Raw genomic sequence first — 21,666 nt, 5'->3', positions numbered from 1 at the left:
CACCTTCACCGGCTTAGGCTGGCACCGTGGTGACCGACGACCCTGCCGAGGCGCTCGAACTGGTCCGGCGAGGGAGGAACGTCGTGTTGATCGTCAACGAGGAGACCGTTGCTACCCCCGTCGAAGAAGGCAAGGGAAGGTTGGCGATCTTCGTGGGCGACCCGTCCGATCCCGCGACCCACGCCGCGGCGCATGAAATGGACGACGAACTGTTCAGCAGTCGACGCTGACTTTTTGCCCCTGAAGCCTGGCCTCGCGCTTCGCGAGATTGCTCAGCTGCCGGCGATCCGCCTCGGACAATTCCTTATTGGTCAAGGAGCGCGGCCACAGGTGCTGCGCACGAACCGCGCTCGCCTCCACCGAGTAGATGGTGATCGTCGCGGCCAGGTACAGGAATGCCAGGAGGCCAAGAACGGGCGCAAACGTGCCGTACAGGGAGTTCGAGTGGGCGAGCTTGTGGGTCAAGCCGATGCCGACGCCCGTCAGGAAGGTCCACGCCGCGCCCGCGACGATCGCACCCGGAACCATGTCGCGCACCGACACACGTGAGGAAAGGATCCAGAAGGAGGCGAAGAACAGGCCGATGTTCAGCACAAGGGCAACAAGGGTCGAGAGCGCGAGTCCGCCCGACCAGTGGAGCCATGACCCGAGTGACGCGACGAACGTGGAGGCCACGATTCCGAGACCGAAGACGATGTACCAGGCGAAGCTCCGCGCGAGCCGCGGGAGGAAGCCTGGGCGATCCTTGGCGGGTACGTTCCACGCCTGCTCCATCGTGAACTGCGCGGCTTGAGCCAATCCGGTCGCGCCGTAGAGCAGGCCCAGGATGCCGACGGTCAAGGCGACCGGCGATCCCTGAAGCCTCTTTCCGGCGAGCTGGTGGGCCGCGCTACCCAGGATCGGGTAGCTGCCGATGTGCTTTTCGAGGGTGTGAATCGCCGAGACGTCGTCTGCCAGGACATAAGCGACGACCGTGAAGGCTGCGAGGAGCAATGGAAAGACCGACAGGAACGCGTAGTACGTGATAAGCGCCGCGAGGTAGCCGCCGCGATCGTCGCCGTACTTCTTCTGAACCGCGAACACGAATGCCGTAGCCCGGTGGCGTTGCTGCCAGCAATCGATCCTCGACAGCAAGTCCACGAATGCTGTGTACCCGTTTGTACCGAAGAAGGCCCACCCTGGGGATGGTGGGACGGTTCCCGCATATCATCCCGGGCATGAAGATCTCGACGACCCTTAGCTACGCCGGCGGTTTCAAAGAGTCGGCCCGGCAGGTGAGCGAGCTTGAGAAGGCGGGCCTGGACCTGGTTTGGGTGGCCGAGGCCTACGGCTTCGACGGCCCAAGTTTGATGGGCTACCTCGCCGCGCTCACCGAGCGAGTCGAGATCGGGTCGGGCATTCTTCCCATCTATACGCGGACTCCGACGCTTATTGCGATGACCGCGGCGGGGGTCGACGCGCTGTCGGGGGGTCGTTTTCATCTGGGGCTGGGTGCGTCCGGTCCTCAAGTGATCGAGGGCTGGCATGGCGTCCCTTATGACAACCCGCTCGGGCGTACCAGAGAGATCGTCTCGGTCTGCCGGGCGGTATGGGCTCGCGAAGCACCGCTCGAGCACCACGGAAAGAACTATGACATCCCTCTCGCAGCTGGGAAGGGGACCGGGCTCGGACGCCCGTTGAAGATCATCGCCCATCCGGTGCGTCCGCGAATCCCCATCTGGGTCGCCTCGCTCGGCGAGAAGAACGTGGCGATGACCGCCGAGGTCGCCGACGGGTGGCTGCCCATACTGTTCATCCCGGAGAAAGCAAAAGAAGTCTGGGGCTCTGCCCTGACCGCCGGCGAGTCGAAGAGAGACTCGTCCCTCGCCAAGCTGATGATCTCCGCCGGCGGGCTGCTGGCCATCGGCGACGGGGAAGACGTGGTTCGGCTCCGCGACCTGGCCCGGCCGATGGTCGCCTTGTACGTCGGAGGCATGGGGGCGAGAGGCCGCAACTTCTACAACGACCTCGCCTGCCGGTACGGGTACGAGAAGGAGGCGAAGGAGATCCAGGACCTCTACCTCGCCGGGAAGAAGGACGAGGCCGCCGCGCTGGTGCCGCAGGAGCTCCTCGACCTCACCTCTCTCGCCGGCCCTGCCGGCTGGGTGGCGGATCGGGTGGCGGCGCTGCGCGAGGCCGGGGTCACCCACTTGCAGGTCACACCCATCCCCACCGGCGACCAGACGCCGGCGCAGTTGATCGAGCGCCTGAGGGCGATCGCCGGCTAGCCGCCGGGCTGCGGGGGTCGTGAACTCGCCGCCCGGCAGGCGGGTCACACGGAGCCCTCGCTATGCTGCCAGCCCATGCGGCCAGCGGCTCTGAGTGCCCCGTTCGAGTACTTCTTCGCCCTGCTCATGGCTGCCTCGCCGATCATCGGCGCAATCTGGGTGACCCCGGACATCACCAAGTGGACCGTCCTCGGGGTCGGCGTGGCGATGGTGGTCGGAGTGCTGATCGTGGCCCTCCGCCCGGTTCCGAAGCCCGAGTAGCGCCCCGCACCGCCCGAACCAGGTCCCCGCGGCAACCCCGCCTCGCACGAAAACGTAGTTCTGTGGCAAATGACACGAAACCACAGCTATCTGCATCGCCTTGGGTAGAGTAACGATATGCGTGTCGGGATTGTCCTCGCCGCAGGGGGATCTGTGGGGGTTGCCTACCACGGAGCGGTTCTGTCCGCCATCGAGGAGGCGACCGGCTGGGACCCCAGGACCGCCGAGATCGTGGTCGGAACCTCCGCGGGGTCGATCACCGCTGCGATGCTGCGAGCAGGCCTCCCGGCCGCCGATCTCCGCGCCATAAGCGAGGACAAGCCCTTGTCGCCCGCCGGAGCGAGGCTCGCCGACGTGGGCAGGCCGCACCGTCCCCGCACCCAGGCCGCCCAGTTCTTCGGGATGAGGCCGGTCGCCGATCCGGTCGCGGTGATGAGGGCGTTCACCCGGCGGTCGGTCCCGAACCCGATGGCGTTGATCGCAGCGATGTTGCCGGCCGGAAGGGTTTCGACCGCGGCAATCTCCTCAGGGATCAACTCGGTGTTCGCCGACGGTTGGCCGGACGATCCCATGTGGATCTGCGCGGTGGATCTCCGTAACGGGAAGCGGGTCGTCTTCGGAAAGGCGGGTTCCCCGCCGTCCGACGTGGGCGACGCGGTCGCGGCCTCGTGCGCGATTCCCGGATACTTCGAACCGGTGCGCATCGATGGCCGGCGGTACGTCGACGGCGGCGTCCGCTCGATGGTGAACCTCGATCTGGTCGGGGGGCCCGGGCTGGATTTGGTCATCGTCAGCTCGCCCATGACCCAGCAAGCGGGGAGGATGCGGTTCGGAGCGGGCCGGATGATCCGTCAGCTGCTCAGCGCGCAGCTCGAGCGGGAGGTGTCCGCTCTTCGGCGGACGGGAGTTCCGGTCATCTCGGTCGAGCCGGATCAGCGGGTGGCGGTGGCCATGGGAATGAACCCTATGGACGCTCGCCTCAGGGGGCCGGTATCCAGGGTCACCCATGATTCGGTCGGCGCTTGGCTGCACAGGCGGGGCTCCGAGGGATACCAGCTGGCGCAAATGCTCGCCACCGGCCCCGAAACCCCTGCTCAGGCAGTCAATATGTGAAATACATGAGCTGAGCGGCGGCATCGGCGGCTCCGGTTCGGCATTGGCCCTACCGGCTCACCCCTGAGGGTTGTTACTATCGAGATAGGAGAAATCCCCCTATCTCCGGAAGGATGCAAGCCGCATGGCCACAACCTCGGATCTGGATCTCGGCCGGTACAAGCTGGGCTGGAGCGACGTAGAGGACTTCTACGTCTACAAGCCCAAGAAGGGCCTGTCCGAAGAGACGGTCCGCGAGATGTCGTGGATGAAGGGCGAGCCCGAGTGGATGACCCAGAGGCGACTGAAGGCGCTGCGCTACTTCGAGCGCCGGCCGATGCCGTCATGGGGTGGCGACATGTCTGGGATCGACTTCTCGGACATCTACTACTACATCAAGCCGATCGACAAGCAGGTGAGCGCCTGGGACCAGCTCCCCGAGTCGGTCAAGGCCACCTACGACAAGCTGGGCATCCCCGAGGCCGAGCGGAAGTACCTGGCCGGCGTCACAGCTCAGTACGAGTCCGAAGTCGTCTACCACAAGAACCGCGAGGACCTCGAGGCCCAGGGCGTCCTGTTCTGCGACATGGACACGGCCCTCCGCGAGTACCCCGACATCGTCAAGCAGTACTTCGGCACTGTGATCCCGGCGAACGACAACAAGTTCTCTGCCCTCAACACCGCCGTCTGGTCCGGTGGGAGCTTCATCTACGTCCCCCCCGGCGTGAAGGTGGGGATGCCGTTGCAGGCCTACTTCCGCATCAACGCGGAGAACATGGGCCAGTTCGAGCGCACGCTGATCATCGCCGACGAGGGCGCCCAGGTGCACTACATCGAGGGCTGCTCCGCACCCGTGTACACCACCGACTCCCTTCACTCGGCGGTAGTGGAGATCATCTGCAAGCCGTCGAGCCGGGTCACTTACACGACCATCCAGAACTGGTCGAACAACGTCTACAACCTGGTCACCAAACGGGCCCGCTGCGACACCGAGGCCCACATGGAGTGGATCGACGGCAACATCGGGAGCCGGCTGACCATGAAGTATCCGTCGGTCTACCTGATGGGCCCCAAGGCGTCCGGCGAGGTGCTTTCGGTCGCGTATGCCGGGCCCGGGCAGCACCAGGACGCCGGCGCCAAGATGGTTCACGCAGCGCCGGAGACCTCGTCGACGATCATCTCGAAGTCGATCTCCAAGGACGCGGGCCGCACCTCCTACCGCGGCCTGGTCCGGTTCGAGGAGGGCGCGAGGAAGTCGAAGAGCTTCGTGCGTTGCGACGCCCTGCTCCTCGACGATCTCTCCCGCAGCGACACCTATCCGTACATCGAGTTCGGAGAGCAGGACGCCCAGGTTGGTCACGAGGCGACGGTGTCCAAGGTCGGCGAGGACCAGCTCTTCTACCTGATGAGCCGCGGGCTCTCCGAGCAGCAGGCGATGAGCATGATCGTCAACGGCTTCATCGAGCCGGTCACCCGGACCCTTCCGATGGAGTACGCCGTCGAGTGGAGCCGCCTGATCGAACTTCAGATGGAGGGTTCGGTCGGCTGACCCCGCCCCAACCGGGAGAGACGCGATTGGTGCCCTGGTGCTGCGAGCGGTGAAAGAGATCCTCGATCACTAACATCACCAGGCGGTGACCGGAGCTGTAGTACTCACCGTGCTGATCGTGATCGTTGTCGTCGGGCTCAGCTTGGCGATGCAAAGCCAGCAGACCATCCAGGGACCGCGCCCGACCCGCGCGCCGAGGATGCCGAGGCCGCCCTCGCCGCCGCGGCGGATCCGCGAGCGCAAGGCACAACCGCAGGCGCAGGACGTTCCTCCGCCACCGCCCGATCCGACCGACGCCGACCTTCTGAAAGGTCCGGAGATCCTGCGCTCAGGAGAGGAAGCCGAGGCCAAGGTGATCTCTGTCGTCGACGAACGCACCCTCGGCCCGGTCACCCGGAGCAGGCTGACGGTTCAGATCGACCCGGGCGACGGCGAACCCTTCGAGGTGACGACGCGGGTCGCCTTCCCGACGCCCGAGTCCAGGGCGAAGGTGAAGGTCGGCGGAACCGTGAAGGTTCACTACGACAAAGACGACCGGACCCGCGTCGTCGTCGACATTCCCGCCGAGTAACCGCCACTTGCCGCTTTGGCCGGACCGCTCCGGCCGGCCGTAGAATGCAAGGCCCGGCCGGGTTTCCGGCCATATTGCACCAGGATCGCCTGGGCCCACCTCTGATGTAGGAGCACCACTGTCCGGCTTCACCGCTGAATCTGCCGCCGCGCTCGCCGGCCCCGACTGGCTGCGCGCCGAGCGGAGCGCGGCCTTCGAGCGTTTCGAAGGCTTGGACCTGCCCACCGAGGCCCTGGAGGAGTGGCGCTACATCCGGATCGAACAGCTCGACCTCGGCCGCTTCGAGCCCGCGATGGCTCCGGAAATCACGGTTCCGATCCGCGACGACCACGCAGACGAACTGGTGAGGGCGATACAAGGCAACGTCACGGTCGTCGAGACGAATAACGGCTTTCTGTCCGAGCTGTCGGTGCCACCGGATTCGGTCTTCGAGATCGACGATCTGAGCAACTCCACCGCGAAGGAGCCCCAGCGCCGGGTGGTCGCGGACGACTCCGATCCATACGTCACACTGAACCGGGCCTTCGCACCATCGTGGATCCGGGTGCGCGCGCCGCGCAGGACGCGCGGCGGAGTGGTCGTCGTCGTGCACCGGCTGACGGCGGTCGGCGTCGCGGCATTCCCGCGCGTGCGGGTCGACGTCGAGGGGGCTGCGGAGCTTTCGGTCGTAGAGATCTTCGCCGGCGGCGCGGGCTCGCTGGCGATACCGGTGACCGAGCTCAACGTCGACGCGGCCGCCAACCTCGGTTATCTGAACGTGCAGGTCCTCGATCCGAGCGCGTGGCAGGTCGGTTTCCAGGTGAGCCGAGTCGACAAAGATGCATCACTCGTTTCGGCGGCAGTTGCAGTCGGAGGCGAGTACGCGCGTATGAGGACGGACTCGTCGCTCGTCGGTCCTGGTGCCTCCGGCCGTCTTCTCGCCCTTTACTTCGGGTCGGCGAACCAGATGCACGACTTTCGCACCGTCCAGCACCACGGCGCGCCGAAGACTCAATCCGAGCTCCTTTACAAAGGCGTCGTCGCTAACACGTCGCGATCGGTGTACAGCGGTCTCATCCGGGTCGACAAAGGTGCCCGAGGCACCAACGCGATGCAGACCAACCGGAACCTAGTCCTCCACGAGGGCGCGCACGCCGACTCCGTCCCGAACCTCGAGATCGAGGACAACGACGTGCGCTGCTCTCATGCATCCGCGGTCGGGCCTATCGCCGAGGATCAGCGCTTCTATCTTGAAAGCAGGGGAGTCCCGACGGCCGTCGCGGACCGGCTCATCGCGCTCGGCTTTCTCGACGAGGTTCTCGAGCAACTGCCGGTGCGCGGGATTTCGGCGCCGCTTCGGGAATCCGTGGATTCCAAGCTCGCGCAAGCCGAACGCCTCGAAGCGACACGGAGCGCGACCTGATGGCGGAACTCGCAAGGGTCCGAGCCGACAAGCTCCAGTCGGGCAGTTCACTCCGGCTGGACGTCGGTGAAGAGGGCATTTGCCTGGTGCGCATCGGCGACGAGTTCCACGCGATCAGCGACCGGTGCAGTCACGCGAACGTGTCGTTGTCCGAGGGCGAGGTCGACGAGTTCGACTGCACGGTGGAGTGCTGCAAGCACGGCAGCACGTTCTCGTTGTTGGACGGTGAGCCGCAGTGCTTGCCCGCAACCCAGCCGGTGAAGGTTTTCAGAGTCACCCGCGACGGCGAGGACGTGGTGGTGAGCGAACCGTGACTTCTCATCGCGGCGAACTGCTGATCGAAGACCTCCACGCCGAGGTGAGCGGCCGGGAGATCCTCCGAGGCATCACCATTACCGTTCGTTCCGGCGAGGTGCACGCGGTCATGGGGCCGAACGGCTCGGGCAAGAGCACCCTCTCGCACGTGCTGATGGGCAGGCCCGGCTACGCCGTCACCGGCGGCCGGGTCCTCCTCGACGGCATCAACCTGCTCGAACTTCCCACTTGGGAACGAGCCCAGGCAGGGCTGTTTCTCGGAATGCAGTACCCGATCGAAGTGCCCGGGGTCTCGCTCCAGGACGTACTAGCGGCCTCTTTTTCCGCATCTGGAAAAAATCCTGACGACGTCGCCGCTCTAGTCACCGTCGAAGCCGAGCGAGTCGGATTCGACGAACGCTTTCTTGTTCGCCCCCTCAATGTCGACCTGTCCGGCGGCGAAAGAAAACGAAACGAAACCGTCCAGCTCGGCGTCCTGCGCCCGCGTTTCGCCGTCCTCGACGAGATCGATTCCGGTCTCGACGTCGACGCGCTACGAGCGGTCGCGCGCAGGGTCGAAGCCGCCACGAACGAGACCGGCTTAGGGGTGCTCGCGATCACCCACTACACCCGGTTGCTCGCCGAGCTCCGGCCCGACCGGACGCACGTGCTTTCTCGCGGGCGGATCGTCACAAGCGGCGGCCCGGAGCTCGCCGACGAGCTGGAGAGGACCGGCTACGCCGGGTGGGCGGAAGAGGAGGCGGCTGCTGTCGCCGAGCGGTCTCCTGCTGCTACGAGTGCAGACGATCCGTTCGCCGACCCGCTCGCTTAGATGTCCCCGAGGAATCGCTGGTGGCTGCTGGCGACGATCCTCTTCGGATTGTTCTCCAGCAACGTCAACTTCACCGTCTTCAACGTCGCCCTCGTCGACATAGCGCGCAACCTGCACACGACCGAGAGCACGCTTACGTGGGCAATCACCGCGCCGCTGCTCGTAGTCGGGGTCGCCGCGCCGATCCTCGGGAAACTCGGCGACCTCTACGGCCACAGGCGCCTCTACCTCGCGGGGTTGGTGCTGTCGCTGGTGTGCGCCGCTCTGACAGCCGGCGCGTGGAACGCGGGTTCGTTGATCGTGGCGCGGCTCTTTTCGGGGTTGGGGGCGGCGTGTCTGACCGCTTCGTCGTGGTCCCTTCTGTTCCGGGTCTTCGGCCCGGCCGAGCGAACCAAGGTTCTCGGGTGGTGGTCGCTTATCGGTGCCGGCGGCCCGGTGATCGGCGTGGCCATAGGCGGACCCGTGGTCCAGTACTTCGGATGGAGGTGGATCTTCGTCGCGCAGGTGCCGCTGATCCTCGTCGCCCTGGCCGCTAACCGCCGGGGCCTCCCTGAGACCGAGCCAGCACCGGGGGAGACCCTCGACGTCGCCGGAGCGATCTTGCTCGCCGTGGCGGTCGGTGCGCTCCTAATGGCGTTGAACCAGGGGAGCGGCGGGTGGTCCAGGCCGCAAGTCTTCGCTGCCGCGGCGTTGTCGCTCGTCGGTTTCGCGACGTTCGGCCTTGTCGAGCGCCGCGCGAGGACGCCGATATTTCCGCTCGAGTGGCTTTCACGGCGGAACTTCACGTTGCCGTGCCTGGCGGGTATGGCGATGAACTTCGCGTACATGGGCGGCTTTTTCCTCACCCCGCTCTTCCTCGAGCGCGGACTGCACTACAGCGTCGGATCAGCGGGACTGCTTCAGATCGCCCGTCCTCTTCTTTTTGCGATCAGCGCACCGGCCGCCGGCTACCTCGCTTCGCGCACCGGGGAGCGGCCGGCGGCGATCAGCGGGGCGGCTTTAATGATCTTCTCCATGATCGTTTTCGCCACGCTTCAACCGGGGGCGAGCGTTGTGGTCATCGTCGCGGCCCTCGGCCTGTCGGGCCTGTCGAACGGCGTGGCGATGCCGCCCATCTCCGCGCTGGTTGCGAACTCGGCGGAGGTGCGCCACATGGGATCGGCCAGTGCGGCGCTGCAGGTTGCCAACCAGGTTGGCGTCGTCGCCGGGATCCAGTTGATGCAAACGGTGCAGGCCTCCCGGGAGCACGTAGCCGGGGTCGTCGGCTCGTTCCAGGAGGCCTACGTAGCGGGGGCTCTGGTCGCGGTGGTGGCCGTGGTGGCCACCCTGTTCATTCGTGGTGCTGCTCAGGCTGAGAACACGCTGGCGGGCCGGGCGGCCGCAGGGATGGCCGCCGCAGAAGCCGCGGCAGAACCGGGCTGAGACTCACGCCGGCGCCGTCGCAAAACCGCGATCCGCCGGCGGGCACGCGGTGCCGACAGGGCCTCCAGGTTCCTCCGGTGCTCTCGGCCCAGCTGCTCCAACATCCAGGGGTGCATTGGGATCCTCGATTCGGTCGTCTTCGGACAGCCGCAACCGTACCGCTGCGGTTCATTGAAAGAAAACTATTTTATGATATAGTTATCTGACTATGCCCACTCTCGACGCAACCGAAACCGCCCTTCCCGTCTCAGCGCTACCGGTCACGGTCCGCACCTCGCTGGTCACAGATCTGGTGTGGGCGATGTGGGTGCACCCGTCCGAGCCCGAGCCGGACTATCCAGCAAGGTTCGGACGCTTCGCGCCGGATTCGGAGCTGCCGACCAGGCTGGCAGCCTTCTGGGATGACGGCGAACGATTTTTCACCGAGGTGCTCGTCGTCGCAGACCGGGCCGGCGCGCTGTTCGAGGAGGATCCCGAGAGCCTGTTCGAGCGCCTCCAGGCTGCGGCTGCGGGTCCCTCGCGGCCGGAGCCTTTGTCATCTGAGGTGCCCGACGACCAGAAGAGGTTCCGCGCCAGGCTGAAGCGTCTGCACGACAGCGCGAGGTTGCGGAGGTCCTGGATCTCACTGATCCGTGCGGTGTGGGACGAGGTCGGGCCCGATTGGGAATCGCGCGGCCGGATAGCCGCGGAGTCGGTCGCCAGGGAGCTGCGCCACAAGTTCGGCCAAGAGATCGGAATCACCGACGTGCAATCGCTCATCCAATGCGACCTCGTCGACACGTTCCAGGCGTTCCTTCGCGATGCTGCGTCCGACGGTGCGAGAGTCCTGCTCGTGCCCGGCTGGTACAACCGGAAGTGCCTTTACCTCCGGCTTCCCGGTAGTGTCCTGGTGACGCCCGCGAGGCAGGTGCTGAGCCCGGGGCCATCCGAGGAGACCCGGCTAAGGGCGCGTCGGTTCAAGGGCCTGGGGGACCCGACCCGGCTGGCGATTCTCGAGGCGCTGGGGCGCCGTCCGCGCGCGATCGGCGAGCTGGCAAACCTGTTCGGTGTTGCGCAGCCGACCGTGTCCAACCACGTGCGGGTGCTGCGAGAGGCAGGCCTAGTTGTCGAGGGCAAGGGAGCGGGGCGGCGTCTCGAGGCCAACGTGGTCGCCCTCGACGACCTCTTCAGGGAGTCGCTGGGCGTGGTTGCCGGCGAGCCGAGCAGTGTTAGGGCCGGTATTACATAGACTGGACTGAAACGGCTAGATCCTGTAATATCGGACCTGATGGTCGCAACCGTCGTTCCGCCGGCCCTCGTACTGCCCGATGTGCTGCCGACCGACCGGCTTTCGTCTGCCGGCCGGCCAGCTCCCTCGCTTCGCGAACAGCTGCGTCGCATCCCCGATCGGCGCAACATCTTGACCGTGTTCGGCGCGTGGCTTCAGTCGTTCGGGGTGGTCGCGGCGGCTGCCTGGCTGGATCGCTGGTGGGCGTACGCGGTCGCCTTCTTCCTGCTCGGGCGCGGGTTCGCTGTTCTCAACATCCTCGGCCACGAGGCTGCGCACCGGCTCCTGTTCAGCCGCCGCACACCGAACGATGTCGTCGGGCGGTGGATGCTCTCCTACCCGGCGTTCACCCCGTTCGACCTGTACCGCCGGTCGCACATGGCGCATCACCGCGACGAGCTCGGTCCGGAGGAGCCAGACATTGCGCTGTACTCCGGCTATCCCATCACTCGGGCATCGATGCGCCGCAAGCTCACCCGCGATGCGGTCGGTATCTCCGGTTGGAAGAACCTCAAGCCGCTGCTCATGGCCCTGTCGAGTCGGAGTTCTCGACCGATCGCGTCGCGCATTGTCGGGGTGCAGATCGTGCTGTGGGCGGCGTTCTGGCTGGCTAGCGGCCGGTGGTGGCTCTACCCGCTGCTTTGGCTGGCGCCGTGGATGTCGGTGTGGCGGGTGATCAACCGGCTCCGCGTAATCGCGGAGCACGCCGGGATGGAGCGGTCCGAGGACAGGCGCAAGACCACCCACGTGGTGAGGCAGCGACCACTGGCCCGGTTCTGGATGGTGCCCTACAACACCGGCTGGCATCTCGCCCACCACGTCGACATGGGGATCCCTTGGCGGAACCTGCCGGCGCTGCACGCCGAGCTTGTCGCTGCCGGCTGGATCACTCCCGAGCTCGAATACCCGAGCTACCTCGCCCTGTGGAGGGCGCTCGCTTCCCGCCGGTAGGGATATGTGGGCCTTCCGCGGCCGAGGTGGCCGTAAGGGGGCCCTAAGGGGGGGCCGTAAGCGGGGCCACAAGTGGGGCCGCAAGTGGGGCCATACGGAGAGCAGTTAGGGGAGTCGGATCCACGCGGCCGCTACCGTCGTTGGGGTGACCGTGGTGGTGGGGGTGGTGGCTGGCGTGGCCGTTGTCCTGCTGGTCGCTTCGCTGGTCGCCTGGCGCTCGAGTTCGAACCGTCTTGCCGGCGCCGAGTCGAGGTTTGTTGAGTCGCAAAGCGCCCTCGAGGACGCCAAGCGCAGCGAGGAGGCGACCCGGCAGGAGCTAGGAGAGGAACGCCGGCGCGGGAGCGAGTCCGAACTGCGGGCCCACGACGCCGAGGAACGTGCCGGCCGGGCGGAGACCCGGGCGGTCAGCGCGGAAGCGGCGATGGAGGCGCTCATCGCCTCCCGTTCGCCGACGGTGCTGGCCGAGGTCGAGCGGGTCAGGTTGGAACGGGAGTGGAGGGAGGTGTCCGGCCTCGACGCTCCGCTACCCGTGCGGTGGGACGGCTCGCTGGAAGCAGCGTTAGCGATAGAGCTCGAAATCATCCGCGAGGTCACGGGCACCCCGAGCCGGCTCGAGAACGCTGGTTCCGGGCGCTCGAACGCCGGCGTCGACGATCCGAAGGTGTGGATCATGGGGTCGCTCGGCTGCGAGCTGCTCCGGATCGTGTCCCGCCACGCCGACGAGATGGTCGTCCGCCTCGATCCGGGGCCCGGCATGGCGCCGGCGCTGGCGGTCGAGTCGCTGGGCGCCAGGTCGCTGCCGGACCTCACGTCGGTGGAGATAGCGGCCAAGGCGCTCGGAATTACGGTCACCGTTGAGCAGTTGGGCGACGGTTTCGTCGCCCGGATGTCCGCCGAGACGGACGCTTCCGCCTAGTCGGCCCACGTGCGTTCATCCGTGCCGGTCGCTTCCGCCTACTCGGCCCACGTGCGTTCATCCGTGCCGGTCGCGTTCGCGGCGGAGCAGCTCCCCAAGCTGTGCTTCATAGCCGGCGTACGCCTCCCGCAGGGCGTTTCCAGGCCACCCGGAGGGCAGGAGCTCCGGGGGCAGCACCGGATCGTCCCGGAAGTGCCTGACCATCGCCGTGGCCACCATGAACCGCTGCGCCATGTCGTCCACCGACTCGAGTGCGGCGATGAGCTGCTCGGCTCGCCCAGCCCAAGCCTCGAGATCCCACAGCGTCGCGGCTAACTCGCGCGCCGGCGGGTCCTCGAACCCGGCTGCCGCATCGAATCGGAGCGCCCGGCCGGACAGGTCGGCGGGCCAGGCCCTGACCAGGTTGTCGGGACGGACCCAAACCCCCTGGCGCAGCTCGGCGAGCCGGAGGGTGGCGAGCTCCGACCCCAGCGCGAGCCGGTCGCCGGCGGAGCGTACCTCGGGCGAGGCGATGGCAACCTCCCACCCGCCGGTCCAGGGCCGGGTCACCGGGTGGTGTCCCTCGTCTTGCTGTCTCTGGCGGTCGAGGAGCCTGGCGGTCAGCCGATAGTCCCGGTCCTCGGCGAGAACGTCGCCGTCAGCGGTCAGACGCGAGAGGGCGACCCGGGTCGTCCCCTCGGAGATGCCGAACAGCTCAGCCGTCCTGACCAGGATCTTCACCGGAAGCCGCGGCGGGTGGGTCCCGAGCAGGACCGACAGGATGACCGACCGGGCGGTCAGCGGCTGAAGGCCCAGGACGCCGGCCAGGTCGTCGTTATCCATCGGAAGAGTGCTACCGGTCAATGTCCCCCAGTCAATGTCCCGAGGTTCTTCTTTCCAGTCGATCCCCCGGTCGGGGATTCAGTCAAGCCGGGCCAGGATTGCGGGGTCACGGTTGCCTTGTTCCCAAGAGAGGGCACACGCGGTGGAGCAGAACCGGTGGACGCTCCCATCCGCCCCGGAGCGGGTTTCCAGCCCTGCCACGGACGGAAGGACCAGGCCGCAGCAGGGATCGGTCACCATCGTCTCGGAGATACCGATTTCCAGGAGGCTGGCTTCGAGCGGGCGGTCGAACCCCTGTGCCTGGTAGGAGCACACCGGGCCGACCGAGATCCACCTCGGCGCCCGGCAGGCGACCTCCCTGGTCGCAAGGACCTGTCCGGGGGCGGCCGCGTCGCACATCCGGGCCGCCACGTTCGTCGGCCGACCTATGTAGTCATCGCCTTCGAACATGATGACAGGCCCCTGCGCCAACCCTGCTCGGATCTGAAGCGGGACCTCGGCGGGGACCATGGCGGCGAGCTCTACCACCATCGACACGACCGATGTCGTGTCACCGGAGCTCAGCATGGCGCCGTCTCCCAGCCACTTGGTGACCCGCACGCCCCGGCGTGCGGCTACCTCCCGCACCCGGGTCCGGAAGCTTGCCAGCACGAGCACAGTCCGCTCGTCGCCGTAGCGCTCCGTGAACGCGGTGAAGCCGCACAGGTCGAGAAAGGCGAAGCAGCGATCGACGCGCAATGGCTTCCTTTGTGGGTCGGCCGGATGTGGGTCGGCCGGATCGGTAGTAGTGGCGGCGGAGGTTTCGGTCGGCTGTGGGGTGGGCGCGAACCTCCGGCCCGCCCCGACACAGGCTACAGGGTTGCCGCGACGCCGCCTGTCCCGTCCAGGAGGTTCCACCGCTTCTGGGTAGACTTAAGCAACTATAGTTCCCTAACTCTACCCAGCATGATATTTCATGGCTTCGAGCGAGCGAACATTCGAGCGAGCGAGCGAGTGAGTGAGCGTGCGAGGACGAGGCGACCGTAGGGACCTAGCCGACCGGGTTGAACCCGGCCCGCCGGCTACTCGATTCTGAGGGGCCGGCGCTCGACGCGCTAGCCCTCGGCTTCGACCCGGCTAGCCCTCGACCCGGCTGGCGTTGACGAACCAGGAGCTCATCGGGATGATGTGCACCTGTGCGCCGGTGTACGGCGCTTCGACGATCTCGCCGTTGCCGATGTACATCGCCACGTGCTCACCCGGGTCGGAAGGAAACACCAGGTCACCTGGCTGCAGGTCGGACATCGGGATGTGGGTCGTGTCGGCGTACTGGCCCCCGCTGAAGTGGGGCAGGGAGACCCCGACCTGGGCGTAGGACCACATGATCAGGCCGGAGCAGTCGAAGGTGTTCGGGCCGGCGGCGCCCCACTGGTACCAGTCTCCGACCCGGCTTTCGGCCGCGGCGACAGCACCCGATGCGCCATGCCCCACCGGCGGCGGGTTGCCGCCGAGTACCACGCTGACCGTCCGGGCCCGTGCCGCCGCCTGTTGGGCAGCTAGGCGAGCCTGCGCCTGCTGAGCGGCCAGGGCCCGTGCGGCGGCTTCCTGCTGGGCGATGATGGTGGCGACCTGGCCGTTCACCTGGCTCTCGGTTGCCTGCAGCTGGGCGGCCAGCGATGCGGCTGCCTGCCGGTCCTGGTTGACCTGGACCAGCTGGGCCTGCGCGGCCGCCTGCTCCTGCTGGAGCTGAGCCTTCGCAGCCTGCTCTTGCAGGGCGGCTAGGCGGAACTGGTCGATCGCGTCGTGCTGGTTGGCGGCGAGGCTGTTGACGTACTCAGCCCGCAGCAGGCTCTCGTTCGCCGTCGACATAGCGCTTCGGCCGGAAGCGAGGGGGCTGTTGCCTCCATGTACGTAGGCGAGCACAGCGTCCTGCTTGAGCGCGTCCCTCGCTTTGTTGGCGCTGGCCTCCGCAGCTGCTACCTGCTGGGCGGCGTGGGCCACCTGCTGCTGTATGGCATCGGCACGAAGCTGCGCGGCGTCGTACTGCTCCGCGAGAGCGTCCTGCTGAAGTCCAAGCGCGTTGATTCGGGACGCAAGCGCAGCGGCCTTGGCCTTGAGGTCCGTCACCTGATCCGCCGACGCATGAGAAGCCACGAGACCCGAGGTCGAAGCCGCAACCATTGAGGTCGCAACCAAGACCCGACGCGCGTGCCGACGGAAATTCCACGTGCACGTAGTCACAACGGGATCTCACCTTAGGTGATCCCATGTTCACGGATCAAGCCAATCGGGGTGCGCAGCCCCCGATTCCGTTACCTCTCGTTCAGCTAAGACGTTCGACTTGTTCAGCTAAGGCGTTCGACGATCATCGCCATACCCTGCCCTCCGCCGACGCACATCGACTCGAGACCGATGGATTTGTCCGCGGTTTGAAGCCCGTTGATCAGCGTCGACATGATCCTCGCGCCGGTCATCCCGAACGGATGCCCCAACGCGATCGCGCCTCCGTGAACGTTCAACTTGTCCCAATCGATATTGAGCTGTCGCGCCGATGGCACGACCTGCGCGGCGAACGCTTCGTTGATCTCAACGAGATCCACGTCGTCGACGGTCATCCCCGCGCGTTTCAGGGTTTGCCGGCATGCGTCGACGGGACCGAGGCCCATGATCTCAGGATCGAGCGCAGTGACACCTGAAGCAACGACGCGCGCGAGAGGTGTGATACCAAGCGCTCGGGCTTTCGCGTCGCTCATGACGACAACAGCTGCTGCTCCGTCATTCAAAGGGCAGCTGTTTCCTGCAGTCACTTCGCCGTCGGGACGGAAAGCCGGTTTCAGTTCCGCGAGTTTCTCAACAGTCGTGCCGGCGCGAGGCCCGTCGTCCTTGGTTACTTCGGTTCCGTCGGCCAACGTAAGCGCACTGATCTCCCGCTCGAAGAAGCCGTTCTCTTGCGAAGCAACTGCTCGGTTCTGCGACAGCGTCGCGAACTCGTCCATTTCGCGTCTGGTAACGCCTTCCTGTTCGCGAACGTTCTCCGCTGTCTGTCCCATCGCGATGTAGATATCAGGTAAGCCGTCACCCGGCTTCCAAGTTCCTCCGCCACCTAGCGAGCGACTCGCGCTTCTCTCCTCAGCGTCGCGGAACAACGGATTGTGCGTATCGGGATGGCCATCCGACATGCCCTGACCAAATCGACTAACCGCCTCGACTCCCGCGGAGATGAAAACATCACCCTCTCCCGCCCGGATCGCGTGCGCTGCCATGCGGATCGTTTGGAGCGAAGACGAGCAGTACCTGTTGACGGTTGTTCCCGGCACGGTTTGCAGCCCGGCCAGAAGCGCGACGACGCGCGCCATGTTGTAACCGGCCTCGCCGGCGGGTTGCGCGTTTCCTAGTAGAAGATCCTCGACGTCAACGGGGTTCAACTGCGGCACCTTGTCGAGGACCGCTTTCACGATCTGCGCAGCCATGTCGTCGGGTCGGAGGCTGACCAGGGATCCCTTGAACGCGCGCCCAATCGGGCTGCGGGCGGTTGCGACGATCACGGCTTCGGGCATCGGTGACTCCTTGGGGAACCAGGTTGTTGACCCACTTGTTGTACCCGATCCTGGGTGGCCTCGGTACGCTTGAACCCCATGAGCGACGTCACCGTTTCACCGGTGCGCCAGGATCCGGCGCTGGACGGCGATCACGAACGGATGGCCCACATCGTCCTCGAGGGGTTCAAGCCGGACGAGGGCGATTTCGTCTCGGCGGGACCTTCGGTCGTCGAAGGCCTGGTCAACGGCACCGCGGTGAAGGCCCTGTGCGGGAAGATCTGGGTTCCCTCTCGAGACCCGAAGCGCTACCCCCTGTGCCCGACCTGCAAGGAGATCGCCGAGGCGATGGGCTGGAAGGTCCCGGCGAGCTAGGCGAGCCATACCCACCGAGACGAGGCCGGCAAGCGCCACGAGCCCGACGAGCGCCACGAGCCCCACGAGCGCCACTAGCCCCACCAGCCCGCGAGCCAGAACGCCATGAGGGCCGTCGCGAGATCGACGGGGTGTAGCCGCTTCTAGCCCGGCTCTGGAGGAAACGGCGCCCGCTCGCCGATAAGCCTTTGCATCGCCATGACCCGGGCGGGCCGGCGAATTCCCAGCGCCGCCACGAGGCGGCCTGCTCTTCCGTAGGCGACCAGAAAGCGCTCCTCTTCGAAGCTGCCTTCGATGAGGGCAACCTCGTCCCCCGGAACCGTCTCGCCGACGAACTGGATCTTGAGCCCGAACTGGTCTGACCAGAAGTAGGGAACCGGGGCGAACGCCGGCGCCGCCCCGCCCTCGAGCAGGGTCCTGGCCGCCGCCTCGCCTTGTTCGACCGCGTTGGTCCAATGCTCGACGCGGGCCAGGCGCGACCAGCCCGGATGCGGCCATCGGGCAACGTCTCCGGCCGCCACCACCCCCGGCAGGGGACGCCCGCCCGAGAGGACACGGAGGCGTTCGTCGCAGAGGACGCCGTCGTTCAGGTCCACGTTCGAGTCCTCGAGCCATGACGTCTCGGGCGCTACCCCGATCCCGACCACGACGGCGTCCGCCGGCACAATCTCGCCGCCGGAAAGGCGCAAACCCTCGATCCTCCCGTTCCCGACCCGGCCCTCGACGATCACGTCGGTTCGCAGGTCGATGCCTCGCCGCCGGTGCAGGTCGGCGAGCTGGGATCCCATCGTTTCGCCGATCGCCCGGTCGAGCGGGATGGGCAACGCCTCGAGGACGGTCACGTCGAGACCTCGTTGCGAGGCGCTGGCCGCAACCTCGAGCCCGATGAAGCCTGCGCCGATCACCGCGAGGCTCGACGCCTCGGACAACTCGTCCCGGAGCCGGATCGCATCGTCGATGGTCCTCAGGTAGTGCACACCCGGGCCGGGCTCGAAACCACGGAGCATTCGCGGGCGAGCGCCAGTAGCGATGACGAGCTGGTCATAAGGAAGTTCCTCGCCCCCAGCGAGCAGGATGACCCTTTTGTCCGTGTCGAGGTTGGTTGCCTCGGTTCCGAGCACCCACTCCGCCTCGAGCTCGCCGGCCTCGTGCAGAGCTGTGGCTTCCGGCTCGACCTTTCCCGTTAGTACCTGCTTGGAGAGCGGAGGGCGGTCGTACGGGCGGTGACGCTCCGCGCCGACGATCGTCAAGGGGCCGTCGTGTCCCCCTCTGCGCAGCCCCTCGGCGGCACGGAGGCCGGCGAGCGAGGCGCCCACGACGACGGCCCTTGGCATGGCGGAAAACCATACCGGGCGGTTTGCACCAGGGGGCTTTCCTGTTTTCGCGGATTGCCGCGCGTATTACTCAAGCGTCCTCCCCGGGGGGCCGACCAAGTTCCGGTCAGTTCAACGGAGTAGGGCGAGGAAATGGCGAAGCATCGGCATCGGTCTCTGAACGCGCGCGGCCTTGCGGCGACTGCGGTGGCAACGAGCGCACTGCTCGTTTCGGGAACGTCGATTCTCACCGCCGCGGCCGTGTCGTCGAGCGCGACCTCCGCGGCGCACCTCGCGAACCAGTCCCATCTGGCTGGGGCGGCGAATCGTGCTGGACGCCGCGCGCTGGCCAAGGGCGCGTCCGGCTCGAAGCCGACCGCTCAGGTGGCCAACGACGATGCTGCGCCGGTCGGCCCGGGTGCCCATGTCGGGAATTCCGCGTCAACCGCCGGCGGCTCGGTCGTCGCTGCCGCACCCACCCAGGACGGCAAGGGTTTCTGGATGGCCTGGAGCAACGGTGCGGTTACGACGGCAGGCGACGCCACCTGGCTCGGAGACCTGGCCGGTGCTGCACTGAATGCCCCGATCATCGGCATCGCGCCAACCCCGAGCGGTCTCGGCTACTGGTTGCTCGGCCGGGACGGTGGAGTGTTCACATTTGGTGACGCCGCCTTCTACGGCTCGACCGGTTCCATCCGGTTGAACGCGCCGGCACTCCAAATGATTTCGACGAGCGACGGCCACGGCTACGACTTCGTTGCCGGCGATGGCGGAATCTTCACCTTCGGCGACGCGCCGTTCTACGGATCCACCGGTTGGATGCGGCTCAACCAGCCGGTCGTCGGTATGGCGAGCACCCCGGCAGGAAACGGTTACTGGCTGGTCGCGAAGGACGGTGGCGTCTTCAACTTCGGCGCAGCAGGTTTCCACGGCTCCACCGGTGCCATCCGTCTCAACGCTCCCATGGTCAGCATGGCCAGGACGCACGACGGTGGCGGATACTGGCTGCTCGCCCAGGACGGTGGGGTCTTCCCGTTCGGCGACGCGCCGTTCCTCGGCTCGGCGGTAGGCAAGACGGGCGGAAGCCCGGCGATCGCGATCGTCGGCACAGGAGACGGAGGCGGTTACTGGGTCGTCGCGGCCAACGGTCTGATCCTCCCGTTCGGCGACGCTTCGTTCTCGTCCGGACCGGTCGCCGCGGCCATCCCCGCCGACAACAACTTCGCGTTCGAAGTAACCAACTCCGCCGGACAAGCGGCCCGGTGGAACCCGTGCGAATCGGTGCACTACGCAGTCGTCTACCCCGGCGCTCCGGCGGGATGGCAGAGCGACGTCAGCAACGACATCGCCCAGGTGAGCCAGGCGACCGGCCTGTCGTTCGTGAACGACGGCACCTACTCGAGCGCGTCGTCGGTCCCCGCCAGCTCGAAGGTCGTCATCAGCTGGGTGCCCGCACTGAGCGGCGGCGACACCATCGGGCTCACCACCTACAGCTATTACAACTCGGCTCCCTACGCCCCCGAGATAGTCGCTGCGCAGGTGCAGGTGCTCAGCACTTTGCGCGGCGGTGGCGGCCTCTCGGGAGAGCAGCCTGTTCTTCTTCATGAGCTCGGCCACGCCGTCGGTCTCGCTCACGTCAACGCCGGCGAGGTGATGAACCCGGTCGACCAGGGTTACGGGACCTACCAGCCCGGAGATCTCAACGGTTTGCAGAGGCTCGGGTCCTCCGGGGGTTGCGCAGGCTTCTACGGCTGAGAGGCTCTCGACGTGCAACGATTCCCCGGTGCACGCGCATTGTGAGGAGTGGTTCGCTTCCAGGATTCCCGCCCATTGGGGAGCCAAGGGACTCGACGTGGCTTTCGATCAGGACGAGATCCTGGTGATCGTCGATTTGGGTCCGGAGCACGCCGACCTCAAGTCCCTGCGCCTCTTCCGGGAGGCGACCCGGGACGAGCGCATGACGATCGCTGTGGACGCCGAGAAGCATTTCGAAACCAAGGTCTCCTGGGGTGCGAGGGCCGGCGACCTGGTGGTCACGTTTACCACCTACTCGGTACCGGTGATGACCAGGCTGCGCATGCAAGAGCGACAGGTGCTCGACACGCTCATAAACGCGGGTGTCGCCCGCAGCCGCAGCGACGCGCTCGCCTGGTGCGTGCGCCTGGTGGGCGAGAACGAAAAGGAGTGGATCGACGCGCTTCGCTCGGCCTTCGAAGCGGTCGCGACGGAACGCGAGCGAGGGCCCGCGAGCCGGCGGGGCGAGTGAACCCGAATAAGTGAATAACTGAGGGGGGCTAGCCGTTCGCCGGCGTCAGTTGGTCGAGCGCCTGCGTCAGGGTGTTCCACGACAAGGTGGCGCACTTGATCCGCACCGGGAACTTCACCACGCCCTGCAACGCCTCGAGATCCCCGAGCGACACCTCGGGTTCTGCGCTGCCTGTCCCATCCTGTCCAGGTCCAGTTTGCGCAGCGGTCTCTCCTTCGTCTGCGCCTTCGCCGTCGAGTCGCAGCTCGTGGATCGACATCATCGCCTTGAACTTCCGGATGATCGCGCGGGCCTCGGCGAGGTTCTTTCCCTTGACCGCTGTCGACATCATCGACGCCGACGATTGGCTGATGGAACATCCCTGGCCGGTGAGCCTGATGTCAGCGAGCTGGTCGCCGTCGATCTCGAGGTAAAGGGTTATCTCGTCACCGCACAGCGGATTGAAGCCGGTCTCGACGTGCGCCGGCGGCGCGGGGAGCTCGCCACGGTTCCGGGGGTTCCGGTAGTGGTCGAGGATGATCTCTCTGTAAAGGTCTTCAAGACCGGACATG

General features: G+C 66.5%; 23 protein-coding genes. 16 read left to right on the top strand and 7 right to left on the bottom strand.

The features are described 5' to 3' along the window. The first annotated feature begins 29 nt into the window (after window positions 1-29). Window positions 30-230, top strand: a complete 201-nt coding sequence (locus tag VFZ97_16925; protein ID HEX6395120.1) for a hypothetical protein — start codon at window positions 30-32, stop codon at window positions 228-230. Here the strand turns inward: VFZ97_16925 and VFZ97_16920 are convergent. Next, the gene (locus tag VFZ97_16920) at window positions 214-1,140 is read right to left on the bottom strand and encodes a YihY/virulence factor BrkB family protein (protein HEX6395119.1); all 927 of its coding nucleotides are present in this window, start codon (window positions 1,138-1,140) and stop codon (window positions 214-216) included. The genes VFZ97_16925 and VFZ97_16920 overlap by 17 nt on opposite strands. Window positions 1,141-1,217: 77 nt before the next feature. On the opposite strand from VFZ97_16920, the gene VFZ97_16915 reads away from it, so the two are divergent. From VFZ97_16915 to VFZ97_16860, 12 genes are all read left to right on the top strand, one after another. Then, window positions 1,218-2,267 (top strand): LLM class F420-dependent oxidoreductase, encoded by a 1,050-nt coding sequence (locus VFZ97_16915; protein ID HEX6395118.1) that lies wholly within the window; start codon window positions 1,218-1,220, stop codon window positions 2,265-2,267. Between the two features lie 75 nt (window positions 2,268-2,342). Then, window positions 2,343-2,528, top strand: coding sequence for a hypothetical protein (locus VFZ97_16910; GenBank protein HEX6395117.1), 186 nt, complete (start codon window positions 2,343-2,345; stop codon window positions 2,526-2,528). 117 nt (window positions 2,529-2,645) lie between these two features. Beyond that, entirely contained in the window at window positions 2,646-3,641 is a 996-nt protein-coding gene (locus VFZ97_16905) for a patatin-like phospholipase family protein (protein HEX6395116.1), read from the top strand. A gap of 124 nt (window positions 3,642-3,765) precedes the next feature. Next, complete coding sequence (sufB, locus tag VFZ97_16900) at window positions 3,766-5,169, top strand: Fe-S cluster assembly protein SufB (protein HEX6395115.1); 1,404 nt, start codon at window positions 3,766-3,768, stop codon at window positions 5,167-5,169. Window positions 5,170-5,254: 85 nt separating this feature from the next. Next, entirely contained in the window at window positions 5,255-5,740 is a 486-nt protein-coding gene (locus tag VFZ97_16895) for a hypothetical protein (GenBank protein HEX6395114.1), read from the top strand. 211 nt (window positions 5,741-5,951) lie between these two features. After that, window positions 5,952-7,142: a SufD family Fe-S cluster assembly protein gene (locus VFZ97_16890; GenBank protein ID HEX6395113.1), complete on the top strand. Its 1,191-nt coding sequence runs from the start codon at window positions 5,952-5,954 to the stop codon at window positions 7,140-7,142. Continuing rightward, window positions 7,142-7,456, top strand: coding sequence for a non-heme iron oxygenase ferredoxin subunit (locus VFZ97_16885; GenBank protein ID HEX6395112.1), 315 nt, complete (start codon window positions 7,142-7,144; stop codon window positions 7,454-7,456). Before VFZ97_16890 ends, VFZ97_16885 begins: the two co-directional genes overlap by 1 nt. Continuing rightward, window positions 7,453-8,268: a Fe-S cluster assembly ATPase SufC gene (gene sufC / locus VFZ97_16880; GenBank protein ID HEX6395111.1), complete on the top strand. Its 816-nt coding sequence runs from the start codon at window positions 7,453-7,455 to the stop codon at window positions 8,266-8,268. Before VFZ97_16885 ends, sufC begins: the two co-directional genes overlap by 4 nt. Next, window positions 8,269-9,690, top strand: a complete 1,422-nt coding sequence (locus VFZ97_16875; GenBank protein HEX6395110.1) for an MFS transporter — start codon at window positions 8,269-8,271, stop codon at window positions 9,688-9,690. Between the two features lie 208 nt (window positions 9,691-9,898). After that, window positions 9,899-10,918, top strand: a complete 1,020-nt coding sequence (locus tag VFZ97_16870; GenBank protein ID HEX6395109.1) for a metalloregulator ArsR/SmtB family transcription factor — start codon at window positions 9,899-9,901, stop codon at window positions 10,916-10,918. A gap of 39 nt (window positions 10,919-10,957) precedes the next feature. Then, on the top strand, window positions 10,958-11,908 hold the full coding sequence (locus tag VFZ97_16865; protein HEX6395108.1) for a fatty acid desaturase family protein: 951 nt from the start codon (window positions 10,958-10,960) through the stop codon (window positions 11,906-11,908). A gap of 145 nt (window positions 11,909-12,053) precedes the next feature. Then, entirely contained in the window at window positions 12,054-12,824 is a 771-nt protein-coding gene (locus VFZ97_16860; protein HEX6395107.1) for a hypothetical protein, read from the top strand. A 57-nt stretch (window positions 12,825-12,881) separates the two neighbouring features. Here the strand turns inward: VFZ97_16860 and VFZ97_16855 are convergent, their stop codons facing one another. From VFZ97_16855 to VFZ97_16840, 4 genes are all read right to left on the bottom strand, one after another. Then, a complete protein-coding gene (locus tag VFZ97_16855) occupies window positions 12,882-13,646 on the bottom strand; it encodes a PaaX family transcriptional regulator C-terminal domain-containing protein (protein ID HEX6395106.1) in 765 nt (254 codons plus the stop codon). Window positions 13,647-13,724: 78 nt separating this feature from the next. Beyond that, the gene (locus tag VFZ97_16850) at window positions 13,725-14,384 is read right to left on the bottom strand and encodes an adenylate/guanylate cyclase domain-containing protein (protein HEX6395105.1); all 660 of its coding nucleotides are present in this window, start codon (window positions 14,382-14,384) and stop codon (window positions 13,725-13,727) included. 378 nt (window positions 14,385-14,762) lie between these two features. Continuing rightward, window positions 14,763-15,806: an NlpC/P60 family protein gene (locus VFZ97_16845; protein HEX6395104.1), complete on the bottom strand. Its 1,044-nt coding sequence runs from the start codon at window positions 15,804-15,806 to the stop codon at window positions 14,763-14,765. Window positions 15,807-15,970: 164 nt separating this feature from the next. Further along, the gene (locus tag VFZ97_16840; protein HEX6395103.1) at window positions 15,971-17,182 is read right to left on the bottom strand and encodes an acetyl-CoA C-acetyltransferase; all 1,212 of its coding nucleotides are present in this window, start codon (window positions 17,180-17,182) and stop codon (window positions 15,971-15,973) included. Window positions 17,183-17,260: 78 nt separating this feature from the next. On the opposite strand from VFZ97_16840, the gene VFZ97_16835 reads away from it, so the two are divergent. Continuing rightward, a complete protein-coding gene (locus VFZ97_16835; GenBank protein HEX6395102.1) occupies window positions 17,261-17,536 on the top strand; it encodes a DUF3039 domain-containing protein in 276 nt (91 codons plus the stop codon). Window positions 17,537-17,679: 143 nt separating this feature from the next. Here VFZ97_16835 and VFZ97_16830 read toward each other — a convergent pair whose 3' ends face one another. Then, on the bottom strand, window positions 17,680-18,870 hold the full coding sequence (locus tag VFZ97_16830) for an FAD-dependent oxidoreductase (protein HEX6395101.1): 1,191 nt from the start codon (window positions 18,868-18,870) through the stop codon (window positions 17,680-17,682). Between the two features lie 132 nt (window positions 18,871-19,002). On the opposite strand from VFZ97_16830, the gene VFZ97_16825 reads away from it, so the two are divergent. Both VFZ97_16825 and VFZ97_16820 read left to right on the top strand, forming a co-directional pair. Continuing rightward, window positions 19,003-20,604: a hypothetical protein gene (locus VFZ97_16825; GenBank protein ID HEX6395100.1), complete on the top strand. Its 1,602-nt coding sequence runs from the start codon at window positions 19,003-19,005 to the stop codon at window positions 20,602-20,604. A 28-nt stretch (window positions 20,605-20,632) separates the two neighbouring features. Further along, window positions 20,633-21,115 (top strand): hypothetical protein, encoded by a 483-nt coding sequence (locus tag VFZ97_16820; protein ID HEX6395099.1) that lies wholly within the window; start codon window positions 20,633-20,635, stop codon window positions 21,113-21,115. 28 nt (window positions 21,116-21,143) lie between these two features. On the opposite strand, the gene VFZ97_16815 is transcribed toward VFZ97_16820, so the two are convergent. Continuing rightward, complete coding sequence (locus VFZ97_16815; protein ID HEX6395098.1) at window positions 21,144-21,665, bottom strand: SUF system NifU family Fe-S cluster assembly protein; 522 nt, start codon at window positions 21,663-21,665, stop codon at window positions 21,144-21,146. Window position 21,666: the final 1 nt, after the last annotated feature.

Source organism: Acidimicrobiales bacterium (assembly GCA_036378675.1).
In the GTDB taxonomy this organism is placed as follows: domain Bacteria; phylum Actinomycetota; class Acidimicrobiia; order Acidimicrobiales; family Palsa-688; genus DASUWA01.
Note: the sequence above shows the minus strand (reverse complement) of the source record. Positions and strands in the feature narration are given on the sequence as shown.